Source organism: Streptomyces sp. NPDC090083 (assembly GCF_044747445.1).
GTDB lineage: Bacteria > Actinomycetota > Actinomycetes > Streptomycetales > Streptomycetaceae > Streptomyces.
Genome location: NZ_JBIVED010000016.1, coordinates 21148 through 34447, shown reverse-complemented (window position 1 = coordinate 34447; position 13300 = coordinate 21148). Strand labels below are relative to the sequence as shown.

Sequence of the window (13300 nt, the reverse complement as noted above, 5' to 3'; positions counted from 1 at the left end):
TGAGCACCGTAGGCCGATACGATCTGATACCACCGCAGACGCCCGGGCGGGGCGCGTCCGTGTCCCCCGTTCGCGGTAACGTGAGCCCCCTATGAACGCCATTCCCGACGTGCGACTCCCCGCCGTTTCTGTGATCATGCCCGTCCTCGACGAGGAGCGGCATCTGCGCGGAGCCGTCCAAGCGATCCTCGCGCAGGAGTACGCCGGCGAGATGGAGGTCGTGATCGCCCTCGGTCCCTCGAAGGACCGCACGGACGAGATCGCGGCCCAGCTCGTCTCGGAAGACCCGCGCGTCCACACCGTCCCGAACCCCACCGGCCGCACCCCCGCCGCCCTCAACGCCGCGATCAAGGCCTCCCGCCACCCGGTCGTCGTCCGCGTCGACGGCCACGGCATCCTCTCGCCGAACTACATCGCCACCGCCGTACGCCTCCTGGAGGAGACCGGCGCGCAGAACGTCGGCGGCATCATGCACGCCGAGGGCGAGAACGCCTGGGAGGACGCGGTCGCCGCCGCGATGACCTCGAAGATCGGCGTGGGCAACGCGGCCTTCCACACCGGAGGCGAGGCGGGCTCCGCCGAGACCGTGTACCTCGGGGTGTTCCGCCGCGAGGCCCTGGAGCAACAGGGCGGCTACAACGAGGAGTTCATCCGCGCCCAGGACTGGGAGCTGAACTTCCGCATCCGCGAGGCGGGCGGCCTGATCTGGTTCTCACCGGAGCTGCGGGTGTCCTACCGCCCCCGCCCGTCGGTGAAGGCCCTGGCCAAGCAGTACAAGGACTACGGCCGCTGGCGGCACGTCGTCGCGCGCTACCACGAGGGCTCCATCAACCTCCGCTACCTCGCCCCGCCGACCGCCGTCTGCGCGATAGCGGCCGGCCTCGTGGTGGGCGCGGCCCTCACCCCCTGGGGCCTCCTCGTCCCCGGCGGCTACCTCGCGGCCATCGCCCTCGGCTCCCTCCCGGCGGGCAAGGGCCTCTCGCTCAAGGCCCGCCTCCAGATCCCGGTCGCCCTCGCCACCATGCACATGTCCTGGGGCTACGGCTTCCTCACCAGCCCCAAGTCCCTCGCCCGCAGGGTGATCGCCTCCCGGCGGCCCGCGGTGCTCAGCCCCTCCCAGAGCTGAACCGAGCACCGCCGCACACCACGACCCGGACTACCAGACGTAGTTCGGGTCGACGTGCATGCAGGCCGAGGTGTCCGAGCCGTTGAGGGCGTCCGCCGACGTCGGGGTCGTGTCGTCCTCCGCGGCGGCCTTGTACTTCGTGCCGGTGCTCCAGTCCGCGCCGACGACCAGGGTGACCCCGGAGACGCTCGTGGACTTCTTCACCGCGCTCGCCGGAACGCCCAGGGCCTTGGCGACCCGCCGGGCGTCGCCCTCCAGGTCGGCGCTCGGATAGCGGATCACCGTCCTGGCCTCGCCGGGTGCCGTCGAGGAGTCGGCCACCGCCTCCTTGAACCCCTTGCCGACGAGGAGCGCGGCCACCGAGGTCGCCCGCCCGCGCACCGCGCCCGCCGTGTCGGTGCGGGTGCCGTTCACCACCTGGACGGCGATCTCGTCGTCGGCGGCGGCCGGATCGGCGGACGCCGTCGCCGCCGCGGGCTTCTTCTTGTCCTTGCCGTCCAGCGAGATGTCCTCGCGGACCAGCCGGAACAGCTGGTCGGCGTCCGTGGGCTTGGGCACCACCCGGCCGCTGCTGCCCGAGTACTCCCACGGCATCGTCGTCATGGTGATGCGGTTCGTCGGGACCTTCTTCAGTTCCTTGCTCAGGTCGTACAGCTTGGCGACCGTCCCCAGACCCTCGTCGACCGTGATCGCCTTCGTCGCCGTCTCCGCGAGGCCGCGCAGCTCCGTCGGATTGCTCAGCGTCGCGTTCTCCCGCAGCTGCCGGACCATCGAGTTCATGTACTGGTGCTGCGCCTTCGTGCGGGCGATGTCCGTGTCGTCCTCGAAGCCGTAGCGGGTGCGCAGCCACTGCAGGGCCTGCTGGCCCTTCACCGACGTCGTGCCCTTCTTCAGCTTCAGGCCGGAGCCCTTGCCCGCGGAGGTGTGCGAGTAGATGTTGGCGTCCACGCACACCGGCACCCCGCCGATCGCGTCCGCCATCGACACGACACCCGCGAAGTCGACCATCATGAAGTGGTCGATGTGGATGTCGGTCAGCTTCTCCCAGGTCGCCACCGTGCAGCCGGGGCCGCCGCGGCCCAGCGAGTCGTTCGTGATGACGTCCGTCTCGGCCGCGTACGTCGTGCCCGTGTGCGGGTCCGTGCACTTGGGGATGTCCGTCAGGGTGTCGCGCGGCATGCTCACCACCGACATGTTGGAACGGTCCGCCGAGAGATGCAGCAGCATCTGCACGTCGGCGCGGGGCGGGGTGTCGAACGTGTCCCTCGCGCCGCCGAGCTTCTGGTTCTCCGCGGAGTCCCGCGCGTCCGAACCGATCAGCAGGATGTTCAGCGGCTTCTGCCCGGCCGCGTTGGCCCGGGACTCGGCCGCCCTGTCCTTCTCCTCCCCGATGTTCAGGGGGTCTTTCTTTATGTTCCGGTTGAGGTGCTCGTAGTACAGGTATCCGGCGCCGGCCGTCCCGAGTATGACCACCGCGAGCACACTCGCCGACCAGCGCAACGCCCGCCGTCTACGGCCCTTGCGTCTGCCCCCGTCGCCGTCCGACGCGTCGTTCCCCGCCGCCGGTCTCTTCTCGTCCGCCGGCGTGAGCGACATCGTGTCCTCGACGGCCGGCACCTCCCCGCGCACGCTGCTCCGCGTCACGTCCCCACCCCTCCCACCCCACGCCCTGACACACGGGTCCGCCCCGCGCCCGGTTAGACGCGGAACGGACCCGTGTGGTCACTTACTTGGCGCACTCAACCTTGTCCGCCGTGGACTTCTGTACCCCTTCCGGCGTCGAACCCGCGGTCGAGGTGAGCGGGACGCCGGCTCCCTTGAAGTCCTTGCCCAGGGTCAGCGTCATCGCCGGCAGCCCCTGGGAGTTCTGCACACTCTTGCCCGGCTTCAGCGCGGACCCCGAGAGGCCCATGATGTCGGCGAGCCTGCGAGCCTGGTCCGCCTGGTCGGGCGCGTACTCGAGAGTCGTCTTCGCGAGGCTCGCCGGAGCGTTGCCCGCGTTCTCGGACTTGAGCACGCCCTCATCATTCTGCAGCCACGTGAGAGTTTCCTGTGCACTGCCGGCGTCGGCCCCGCCGTTGAGGATCCGCACCCGCACCGCGGAGGCGGCGGACTTGGTGCCCTTGAGACGGGCGGCCACGGCCGCCTTCTCCTTCGCCGCCTCCTTCTTGACGGCGGTGAACGAGGTGTCGCTCTTGATCAGCGAGAAGACCTGTGGGGCGGTCGAGTTGTTGAGGACGACCGTCACCGGGGTCTTCTCGGCCGGGTTGTCGACGACCGGCACGGTGGTGAAGGTCAGGTTCTTCGGGTTGAGCTTGCCCAGCTCCAGACCGAGGTCCTTCAGCTTGCCGATCGAGTCGAGGTTGTCGTCGACGGTCAGCGCCTTGGTGCCGGTCTCCGCCAGCTTCAGCATCTTCGCCGGGTTGGTGAGGGTGGAGTTGGACTTCAGCTTCCGCATCAGCGCGCTCAGGAACTGCTGCTGCAGCGTGATCCGGCTCAGGTCACCGCCGAAGCCGACCGAGTGCCGGGTGCGGACGAACGCCAGCGCCTGCTCGCCCGAGATGTTGTGCGTGCCCTTGGACAGCTTGAGATGCGAGTCCGAGTCGTCGATGTCCTTGGCGAGACAGACCTCGACCCCGCCGACCGCGTCGGTCAGCGTCTTCACCGCGTTGAAGTCGGCCACCATGAAGTCGTCGGGCTGGATCCCGGTCAGCTCGGTGACCGTCCGCACGGTGCAGCTGGGCGTCCGGCCGTCCTGCCCGAGACTCGTGTTGAAGCGGACGCTCGTCGTCCCCGGGATGACCTTCGAGGAGCCGTCCGACTGGGTCGTGGGGCAGTCCGGGACGTCGGTGATCAGGTCGCGGGGGATGCTCAGCGCCGTCGCGTTCGAGCGGTCCTTGGAGACGTGCAGCAGGATCGTGGTGTCCGCGTGGCCGACGCTGCCGGCGTCGCCGTAGCCCTCGTTGCCCGCGCCGGTGCGCTTGTCGGTGCCGATCACCAGCAGGTTGATGGCCTTGCCCTTGCTGAAGCCGCCGGTGCTCGCGCCGTCGTCGGAGACGGCCGTGATGTTGTCGTTGAGGTGCTTGATGTAGAGGTAGCCGCCGCCGGCGACGGCCACCAGCACGAAGGCCAGTCCGCCGCCGGTCCACATCAGGATCTTCTTGCCCTTGGCCTTCTTCTTCACCGGACGGCGACCGCGCCGGGCCGGCGGCTCCTCGGGCGCGCCCCGCCGTCTGCGCGGCGGCGGCACCTCGGGCCCGGGACTCTTCGGGACCGTCTCCCGCTCCGGCGCCGCCACACCGCGGTTCTGCGCAGTGGCTCTACGGGGCCCCGGCACCGCTGACTGCGGTGTGGAAGGAGTCAGTCGCAGTTCGTATTCACCAGTGTTCGGATTGAGTACCCACTGGTCTGCGGGGTCGATGTTGTCCGCCCGCCCACGGCCTTGCGCGTCCACGGTTTACCGAATCCTCCGTCGGGGCCACGCGGCGCCTTCCCCCTCCAGGCGCTCGGGTCTCGTACAACCGGTGCGCAAGCACACCGGGTCGCTCACACTATCCGTCCCATTGAGCGGCCCGTGACTGCGGTGACGAATTGCACGTCCCTACAACCGGTCAATCCGTCCTATTTTTCGGAACAAAAGTTCGCCGAGTCGGCATTCGCTTTACCCGCAGGTGTCCTCGGCGGCGGTGTTCCCGCGGAACGTCGGCGCGGGCGTGGCACCCGAACCCGGCGCCGTAATACGGGCGTTTGCGGCGGAATCCCGCGGATCCTCCGACGGGTCCGCACGCGTCACCGTGACCGCCCGGTCCGCCCGCAGCAGCGCGAACAGCTTTTCGGCCTCGGGTTCCACGAGCTGGTCGCGATTGGCGTTGTAGATGTACGACTCCCGCGGAACGGTGAGGAACTGCACATGTTCGGTGGGGATGTTCCGCAGGCCGCGCACGAGTTCGTACAGGCCGCGCAGGCTCGCCAGCTCCGGATCGGTCGTCAGCGACGACGTGGCCGCGTCCAGCACGGGATACAGCTTCGCCGGGTTGAACAGGACGTCGTCGCTCCGCACCTTGTTGACGAGCGCGCCCAGGAAGCCCTGCTGACGGTCCATCCGGTCGGTGTCGCTGCCGTTCCCGAGCGACTTCCGGGCCCGCACATAGCCGAGCGCCTGCTCCCCGTCGAGCGTGACCCGCCCGGCGGGCAGCCTCAGCTTGGCGGCCTTGTCCCGAATGGGGCGCTTGAGGCAGACCTGCACCCCGTCCACCGCGTCGACCATGTCCTTGAACCCGTGGAAGTCCACCACCATGTGATGGTCGATCCGCACGTTCGTCAGCTTCTCCACGGTCCGGATCGTGCACCCCGAACCCCCCACCTGGAACGCGTAGTTGAACATCGCGAACATCGGCTCGGTCCGCGTCCCGTCCGGCCGCAGGCACCCCGGAACGTCCACCATCAGGTCCCGCGGCAACGACACGGCGGTGGCGCTGCGCCGGTCGGCCGCCAGATGCAGCAGGATCGTCGTGTCCGACCGCTCGGTCCCCGAGTCCCGCCCGTACTTCGCGTTCCCGTCCCCCGACCGCGAGTCGGACCCGATCAGCAGGATGTTCTGCGCGCCCTTCACGAGGGCGGTGGGCCGCTCCTTCTCGTACCGGGCGAGCTCGGCGGCGGCGGCGTTGTCGGGCGTGATGTTCGCGTCGAGCTTCGCGTAGATCGCCCAGCCGGCCCCGGCGGCCCCCACCAGCAGCACGGCGACCCCGCCCGCGCCCCACCGCACCCACCGCCGGCGCCGCCGCCGTACGAGCCCCGCCCCGGACGCGGAGACCCCCGCGCCCGGCCCGAGAACGCCTCCTGCGGTGTCGTCCAACACGTGCGGTTCCACCCCTCATGGTCGGAAGAGCGTGTGGTCCTGCCTGTGCCTCTGCCGGTGCCTGTACGTGCGCCTCCGCGTCCGGTTCCGCGTTCGGTTCCGCTCCTATGACCATGGCGTGGATGGGGTGGGGGAGGCGGGCGTTGCTGACCCGTTCGGGTGATGGCTCCCGGGGGCGCGGGCCGCGTCCCTCAGACGCGGGAGACGGTCACCCGCTCGCTCTCGACCCGCTTGGCCAGGACCCCCTCGCCCGCCTGGTCGAGATTCCGGCACAGCACCACGGACCCCCCGGAGGCGAGCGGCCCGAACAGCCCCACGCTCAACCCCTCCCACGCGTCGTACGGCAGCCCCGACAGCACCCGGCCCCCCGCGTCCCCGCCCCCGTCGGCACGGGCCCGCTCGACGACCTCCGCCCCGGTCAACTCCACGCCCGCGACGACCAGCGCGGGCTCCTCGGGGTCGACGGGCGAGAACGGCACGAACCGGTCCCCCTGCCCCGGCACCTCGACGGCGTAGTCCACGAACCCGGCCGGAGTCTGCGGAAACCTCCCGCCGAGCGGCCGCAGCGCGAGCGCGACCCGCTCCCCGCCGCAGGCCCGGGCCGCCTCCAGCGACTCCGGCCCGCTCACCACCACATCGGCGGCGCCCGGGTCACCCCCCACGTCGGCGACGACCCCCACGGACGAACACGCCAGCAGCCACACCGCCGTCTGCCAGTGCGCCGGCAACAACAGGGAGACCCGGTCCCCGGGTCCCGCACCGAGATCCCCCTGAAGGAGGTTCGCGGTCTTGGCCACCCAATTGGCGAAGGTGGCGACGGACAATTCGACCCGTTCTCCCGTGGCGTCGTCGTAGAAGGTCACCAGGGGGCGGCCGGGATCCGCGGCGAGCGCGGAACGCAGCAGGTCGGCAGGGGTGCGATCGATGGCGTTCACCCGCGCAAGCGTACGGGGGCGCCCGCCGCGGCCCGTCCCCGCACCGGGCGCCGGACCACCGGTTCGGACGAACCGCAGCCGACGGTCCGTCAATTCCCGGATGGACAGATATGTATGACTATGTCCAGGATCAGGGGCATGCGTGGATTCCTTGCTTCCTCGATCGGCGTCACCTGCGCGGCCGTACTGGCCCTCCCGCTCACCCTGCCCGCGTCCGCGGCACCGTCCGCGGCACCAGCACCGGCCTCCGCGGCACAGTCGACGAGCGGCACGAGCTCCGCGTCGACGACCGCCGCACCGGCCCTCCCCGGCAGCACCCAGTCGCTGCCCCTCGTCCCCCGCACCGGCGACCGCACCTTCGGCGCCGCCCCCGAACAGGGCCTGACCCGCGGCGACGTGCACCGCTTCTCCCTCGTCGGTGTCATCTGGGACGACCCCGACGCCGCACTGCACGGCAGCGTCCAGGTCCGCACCCGGGCCACCGCCACCGGCACCTGGTCCGGCTGGCAGGACGTCGACACCCACAACGACGACCACGGCGCCGACCCGGGTACCGCCGAACGCGCCTCCGGCCACGTCCACGGCTCCACCGCCCCGCTGTGGGTGGGCGACTCGGACGGAGTGGACGTACGCGTCAGAGCGGACCGGGCGGCGACACCGGCCGCGGGGAGGGCGGACGAGCAGCCGTCCCGACTCCCCGCCGGGCTCCACCTGGAACTGGTCGACCCGGGAGCCGCGGCACCCCCGCCCGCGGGCCCGCCGGCGACCAGGAACCGGACCGGCGCCCCCGAGGCCGCCGCCGAACTGCCCGCCCTGACCAGGCAGGCCACCGAACGGGAACTGGTCGACCTCGGTCACAAGGCGCAGCCGTACATCGGCCCGCGCCCGCGCATCGTCACCCGGCACGGCTGGGGCGCCGACGAGAAGCTGCGGGAGAAGGGGTTCGTCTACACGAAGCAGGTCAGGGCGGCCTTCGTGCACCACACCGCCACGGGCAACAACTACCGCTGCTCGCAAGCGCCTTCGGTCATTCGCGGTATCTACCGCTACCACGTCAAGAGCAGCGGCTGGCGTGACATCGGCTACAACTTCCTCATCGACAAGTGCGGGACCATCTACGAGGGCCGGGCCGGGGGCGTGGCGAAGGCGGTCATGGGCGCCCACACCCTCGGTTTCAACACCAACAGCATGGGGATCGCGGTCCTCGGAACCTTCGGCAGCGCCAAACCGTCCTCGGCGGCAGTGACCGCCATCGCCCGGCTCACCGCGTGGAAGCTCGGACTCTACGGCGGCAATCCGCGCGGCAAGACATACCTGAAGTCCGGGGGTGGCAATCTCTACCGAAAAGGAAAGAACGTACGACTCAATGTGATCTCCGGCCATCGGGACGGGTTCGCCACGGAGTGCCCAGGACGGCAGCTCTACGGCAAGCTCGGCTCGGCCCGCTCCACATCGGCCCGGTACCAGGGCCGCTGACCGGGGCAGGGGGTGCCGGGGAAGGGTCTGCGGGGCAGGTGCACGGTCCGCACACACTGGCCGGCCGACACGACAGTTCGGCCGGTCCCGGCAGGAAGCAGAGACGACAGGTGACAGAAGCGATCCTCCTGGTCGGCGGCAAGGGCACCCGGTTGCGCCCCCTCACGGTGCACACCCCGAAGCCGATGGTCAGGGCGGCCGGGGTGCCGTTCCTCACGCACCAGCTGGCGAGGGCGAGAGCGGCGGGCGTCGACCACATCATCCTGGCCACCTCCTATCTGGCGGAGGTGTTCGAACCGCACTTCGGCGACGGCTCGTCCCTGGGCCTCCACATCGAGTACGTCACGGAGGACGAGCCCCTCGGCACGGGCGGCGCGATCCGCAACGTGGCCTCGCGGCTCCACTCCGGCCCCGAGGAACCGGTCCTGATCTTCAACGGCGACATCCTCACCGGCCTGAACATCCGCGCCCTCGTCGACACCCACGAGACGACGGGCGCGGACGTCTCCCTGCACCTCACGAAGGTCACGGACCCGCGCGCGTACGGCCTCGTCCCCACGGACGCGACGGGCCGCGTCCTGGCCTTCCTGGAGAAGCCCCAGACGCCCGAGGAGATCGTCACCGACCAGATCAACGCGGGCGCGTACGTGTTCCGCCGCTCGGTCATCGACACCATCCCGACGGGCCGCCCGGTCTCGGTGGAACGGGAGACCTTCCCCGGCCTGCTGTCGGCGGGAGCCCACCTCCAGGGCCTGGTCGACTCGACCTACTGGCTGGACCTCGGCACCCCGGCCGCCTTCGTCCGGGGCTCCGCCGACCTGGTCCTCGGCCGAGCACCGTCCCCCGCGATCCCCGGCCGCTGCGGAGACCGCCTGGTCCTCCCCACCGCCCGGGTCGCCCACGACGCCAAACTGACGGGCGGCACGGTGGTGGGCGAGGGCGCGTTCGTCGCCGAGGGCGCGAGGGTCTTCGGCTCGACGATCCTCCCCGGCGCGGTCATCGAACCGGGCGCGGTCATCACCGACTCCCTGATCGGCACCCGGGCCCGCGTGGGCGAACGCTCCGTCCTCACCGGCACGGTGATCGGCGACGGCGCGGTCATCGGCGCCGACAACGAACTCCGCGACGGGATGCGGGTGTGGTGCGATGCGCGGATTCCGGCGGGGGCGGTGCGGTTCTCTTCTGATCAGTGAGGAGGGTGGGGGCGGGGGCGGCTGAACGCGCCGGGTCGGTGCGCTGACCTGGCGGTACGGCACATCTCGGCCCACCGGAACGGGTGGTGGGTGGGCAAGGACCCGGGGGTCTGGGGGCGGAGCCCCCAGGGACGGCCACCGAAGCCCCGCCCGGCAGACGACCCCGGCACCGGAAGCCCACCCCCGCCAGCCGAAACCCCCGGCACGACACCCCCGGCACCTCACAACGCCCCGATGTCCCCCCGAGGCATCTTCGGCGCCCGCCGAGCCGGCGTACGCCCGCTCAGCAGAATCAACCGCGCCGCCCGATGCCGCTGCCCGGCATACGGCTCCAGCAGCGACAACATCACCGAGTCGTCCGCGTCCCGGTCCCCGGCCAGCGCCCACCCGACGATCCCCGGCAGATGCAGATCCCCCACGGTCACCGCGTCCGCCGCCCCATGACTCCGCTGCACGGTCTCCGCCGACGTCCACACCCCCACCCCCGGCACGACCTCCAGCCGGGCCCGCGCGTCCTCCGCGGACATCGCCCCCGCCTGCTCCAGCCGCGCGGCGACCCGTACGGCACGCAGGATCGTGGACGCCCGCTTGTCGTCGACCCCGGCCCGGTGCCATTCCCAGGACGGAATCAACGCCCACGCGCGCGGCGCCGGCATCACCCACATCCGCCCGTCCACGGGCCCGGGCGCCGGCGTCCCGAACTTCCGTACCAGCGACCGCCAGGCCCGGTACGCCTCGTCGGTGGTCACCTTCTGTTCCAGCACCGACGGAATCAACGACTCCAGCACCAGCCCGGTCCGCGTCAACCGCAACCCCGGCCGCCGATGCCGGGTGACCGCCAGCAACCGGTGCCGGGGCACGAACGCGTCGGGGTCGTCGGCGGCGCCCAGCATCTCCGGCAGCCGTTCCAGCAGCCACCTCGCCCCCGGCCCCCAGGCCTCCCCGCGCACCGCGTCCCCGCGCGCGGACACCCGCAAGGTCCCCGGCCCGACCGGTGTGAGACTGGCCCGCCACACGGCCCCGTCCGCCGTGGTCCGGAAGGTGGGGTCCCCGGGTCCCCGCCGCAGCGGTCCCAGCACCAGCCCGAGATCGAGCACGCCTTCAGGCACCCAGTCCCTGACCAGCCCGCCTTCCGCACCCTGCCGAGGCACACCCCCGGGCACGACGACGTCCCCGCCCCGCACGGTCGTACGGGTGGGCCGAGGGGAGAAACGTCCGGCCACAGTGATCTTCCAGTGGTGATGCGACGTACGTGGGCGATACGAGGTACTCGGGTGGTGCGGTGTACTCGACGGTGCTGTGAGCCTAGGCGCACGTGCCCCGTCAGGGGCGCGGACAGCCGCGCGACCGGCTCCCGTCGGCCCGCACGCGCACCCGGCCTCTCCCGCGGCGGCGGCTCACCGCACCTCGATGAACGCCTCCGGATCCCGCCCGGCCCGGGCCGCGGGCGGCGCCGCCGCGTGTCCCACGGCCACCGCCCCCATCGGATCCCACCCCGACGGCAGCCCCAGCACGTCCCGCACGACGTCCCGGCAGAACATCGTCGAGGACACCCACGCCGAGCCCAGCCGCTCCCCGGCCAGCGCCACGAGGAAGTTCTGGACGCCCGCTCCCGCGGCCACCACGAACATCTCCCGCTCCGCCCCGTCCCGCCGCGCATCCCCGTACGTGTGCGACCCGTCCATGACGAGACACGGCACCACGAGATACGGCGCCCCGCGCAGCACGTCCCCCCGCCGCACCCGCTTGGCGATGGACTCCTCGGACTTCCCGTCCCGCCGCAGATCCGCGATCCAGGCGTCCCGCATCGCGTCCAGGAGGGCGGTCCGGGACGCGGCGGACTCCAGCAGCACGAACCGCCACGGCGTCGTGTGGTGCGGGGCCGGCGCGGTCACGGCGGCGGCGACGGCCCGTCGTACGGCACCGGGGTCGACGGGCTCATCGGTGAAGGCCCGCACCGTACGGCGCTGGGTCACCGCCTCCCGTACCGCCTCGGAGGTGCCGAGCCGGAACATGTCGTCCCGTCCGCCCCGGACCATGGCCCGCGCCCCGAGCCCGTCGTCCTCGGCGGCCACGACGTGCGGCAGCCCGCGCACCACGGCGACGGGCCGCCCCGCGGCCTTGCCCTTGACGAGGTCACCGGCGGCGGCGAGTTCGTCCGCCGTGGCCACGACCGTCGCGCTCAGCGGATTGCCGTGGGCGTCCGTGCCGCCGCGCAGATCGTCCAGCACGCGCACCCCTGCGGCGCCGATCGCCACGTCCGTGAGCCCCGTGCGCCAGGGGCGCCCGAAGGTGTCGGTGACGACGACGCCGATGCTGACGCCGAGCGCGTCCCGCAGCCCGTCGCGGATCGCGCGCGCGGACGCGTCCGGGTCCTCGGGCAGCAACAGCACGGTCCCGGCGGGGGTGTTGGAGGCGTCGACACCGGCGGCGGCCATGATCAGACCCTGCCGGTTCTCCACGATCCGCAGGGTTCCGCGCCGCGCCACGACCCGTACGGTCTCGGCGTCGATCGCGGCCTCCCGGTCGGCCGCCTCGACGATCCGGCCCTCGGCCTTGGACACGATCTTCGAGGTGACCAGCAGCACGTCCCCGTCGGCGAGCTTGGGCTCGGCCGCCGCGATCAGCTTGGCCAGGTCGTCCCCCGCCACCACCTCGGGCATCCCGGGCACGGCCCACACCCGGTAGCCCTCCACCGGAGCCACCTCGCTCATGCCGTCCGCACCTCCTCGGCCAGCGCCAGCGCCTCGCGCGCCATCCGCGCGGTCGCCTCGGTGTCGGTCATCATCAGCGGCACGGCCCGGCAGCGGATACCGGCCGCCTCCACGTCCGGTACGGCGGCGGCGTCCACGGTGTCGACGAGCCAGCCGTCGAGCAGCCCCGAGCCGTAGTGCTCGGCGACCGCCGTGGCCGTGGACTCGACGCCCACCGCGGCGAGCACCTTGTCGGCCATCCCGCGCACGGGCGCGTCCCCGACGATGGGGGAGAGGCCGATCACGGGCACCCCGGCCTCGGCGATGGCCTCCCGGATGCCGGGCACGGCGAGGATGGTGCCCACGGAGACGACCGGGTTGGACGGCGGGAAGAGGATGACGTCCGCCTCCGCGATGGCCTCCAGGACCCCGGGCGCGGGCTTGGCCTGCTCGGCCCCGACCGGTACGACGGCCTCGGCGGCGACCGATGCGCGCAGCCGGACCCAGTACTCCTGGAAGTGGATCACCTTGCGCTCGCCGTCCACCTCGACGGCGACGTGCGTCTCCACGCGGTCGTCCGTCATGGGGATCAGCCGCACCCCGGGCTTCCACCGGTCGCACAGCGCCTCGGTGACCGCGCTGAGCGGGAACCCGGCGCCGATCATCTGGGTCCGCACGATGTGCGTGGCGAAGTCCCGGTCGCCGAGCCCGAACCACTCGGGTCCGACGCCGTACGCCCCGAGCTCCTCCTTGAGGTGGAAGGTCTCGTCGGCCCGGCCCCAGCCCTGTTCCTCGTTGATACCGCCGCCGAGCGTGTACATCACCGTGTCGAGGTCCGGGCAGACCTTCAGCCCGAAGAGGTGGATGTCGTCCCCCGTGTTGCCGATCACCGTGATGTCCGCGTCCGGCACGGCCTGCTTGAGACCGCGCAGGAACCGGGCACCACCGATACCGCCTGCCAGAACCACAATGCGCATGGGACAAGTCTTGCAGGCGGGTCCGACAACGCGGCAGGCAGT

The 13300-nt window shown here is 71.8% G+C and carries 10 protein-coding genes; 3 read left to right on the top strand and 7 right to left on the bottom strand.

Annotation, left to right across the window (positions count from 1 at the left end):
- The first annotated feature begins 91 nt into the window (after positions 1–91).
- A complete protein-coding gene (locus ACIPTO_RS38555) occupies positions 92–1126 on the top strand; it encodes a glycosyltransferase family 2 protein (protein ID WP_366327037.1) in 1035 nt (344 codons plus the stop codon).
- A 30-nt stretch (positions 1127–1156) separates the two neighbouring features.
- On the opposite strand, the gene ACIPTO_RS38550 is transcribed toward ACIPTO_RS38555, so the two are convergent.
- The 4 genes from ACIPTO_RS38550 to ACIPTO_RS38535 all read right to left on the bottom strand — a co-directional run bounded on the left by ACIPTO_RS38550 (position 1157) and on the right by ACIPTO_RS38535 (position 6919).
- Positions 1157–2722 (bottom strand): LCP family protein, encoded by a 1566-nt coding sequence (locus ACIPTO_RS38550; RefSeq protein WP_401200049.1) that lies wholly within the window; start codon positions 2720–2722, stop codon positions 1157–1159.
- Positions 2723–2852: 130 nt separating this feature from the next.
- Positions 2853–4580: an LCP family protein gene (locus ACIPTO_RS38545; protein ID WP_366327035.1), complete on the bottom strand. Its 1728-nt coding sequence runs from the start codon at positions 4578–4580 to the stop codon at positions 2853–2855.
- A 207-nt stretch (positions 4581–4787) separates the two neighbouring features.
- Positions 4788–5981, bottom strand: a complete 1194-nt coding sequence (locus ACIPTO_RS38540) for an LCP family protein (protein ID WP_401200046.1) — start codon at positions 5979–5981, stop codon at positions 4788–4790.
- Between the two features lie 194 nt (positions 5982–6175).
- Positions 6176–6919 (bottom strand): TIGR03089 family protein, encoded by a 744-nt coding sequence (locus tag ACIPTO_RS38535; protein WP_366327033.1) that lies wholly within the window; start codon positions 6917–6919, stop codon positions 6176–6178.
- A gap of 138 nt (positions 6920–7057) precedes the next feature.
- Between ACIPTO_RS38535 and ACIPTO_RS38530 the strand changes: the two genes are divergently transcribed.
- Both ACIPTO_RS38530 and ACIPTO_RS38525 read left to right on the top strand, forming a co-directional pair.
- Positions 7058–8395, top strand: coding sequence for a peptidoglycan recognition protein (locus tag ACIPTO_RS38530; RefSeq protein ID WP_401199815.1), 1338 nt, complete (start codon positions 7058–7060; stop codon positions 8393–8395).
- A gap of 110 nt (positions 8396–8505) precedes the next feature.
- Positions 8506–9588 carry a sugar phosphate nucleotidyltransferase gene (locus tag ACIPTO_RS38525; protein WP_401199813.1) on the top strand — a complete coding sequence of 361 codons (1083 nt, stop codon included), beginning with the start codon at positions 8506–8508 and terminating at the stop codon, positions 9586–9588.
- Positions 9589–9809: 221 nt separating this feature from the next.
- On the opposite strand, the gene ACIPTO_RS38520 is transcribed toward ACIPTO_RS38525, so the two are convergent.
- From ACIPTO_RS38520 to cofD, 3 genes are all read right to left on the bottom strand, one after another.
- On the bottom strand, positions 9810–10811 hold the full coding sequence (locus ACIPTO_RS38520) for a DNA-3-methyladenine glycosylase 2 family protein (protein ID WP_366327027.1): 1002 nt from the start codon (positions 10809–10811) through the stop codon (positions 9810–9812).
- A gap of 174 nt (positions 10812–10985) precedes the next feature.
- Positions 10986–12302, bottom strand: a complete 1317-nt coding sequence (locus ACIPTO_RS38515) for a coenzyme F420-0:L-glutamate ligase (RefSeq protein ID WP_401199811.1) — start codon at positions 12300–12302, stop codon at positions 10986–10988.
- Positions 12299–13258 carry a 2-phospho-L-lactate transferase gene (cofD, locus tag ACIPTO_RS38510; protein WP_401199809.1) on the bottom strand — a complete coding sequence of 320 codons (960 nt, stop codon included), beginning with the start codon at positions 13256–13258 and terminating at the stop codon, positions 12299–12301. The genes ACIPTO_RS38515 and cofD overlap by 4 nt, the downstream gene beginning before the upstream one ends.
- Between the last annotated feature and the right edge of the window lie 42 nt (positions 13259–13300).

What these genes read in the sequence shown, in the direction of transcription:
- ACIPTO_RS38555 (WP_366327037.1), top strand. Translation starts at nt 92, where the DNA reads ATGAACGCCATTCCCGACGTGCGACTCCCCGCCGTTTCTGTGATCATG.
- ACIPTO_RS38550 (WP_401200049.1), bottom strand. Translation starts at nt 2,722, where the DNA reads ATGTCGCTCACGCCGGCGGACGAGAAGAGACCGGCGGCGGGGAACGAC.
- ACIPTO_RS38530 (WP_401199815.1), top strand. Translation starts at nt 7,058, where the DNA reads ATGCGTGGATTCCTTGCTTCCTCGATCGGCGTCACCTGCGCGGCCGTA.
- ACIPTO_RS38515 (WP_401199811.1), bottom strand. Translation starts at nt 12,302, where the DNA reads ATGAGCGAGGTGGCTCCGGTGGAGGGCTACCGGGTGTGGGCCGTGCCC.
- cofD (WP_401199809.1), bottom strand. Translation starts at nt 13,258, where the DNA reads ATGCGCATTGTGGTTCTGGCAGGCGGTATCGGTGGTGCCCGGTTCCTG.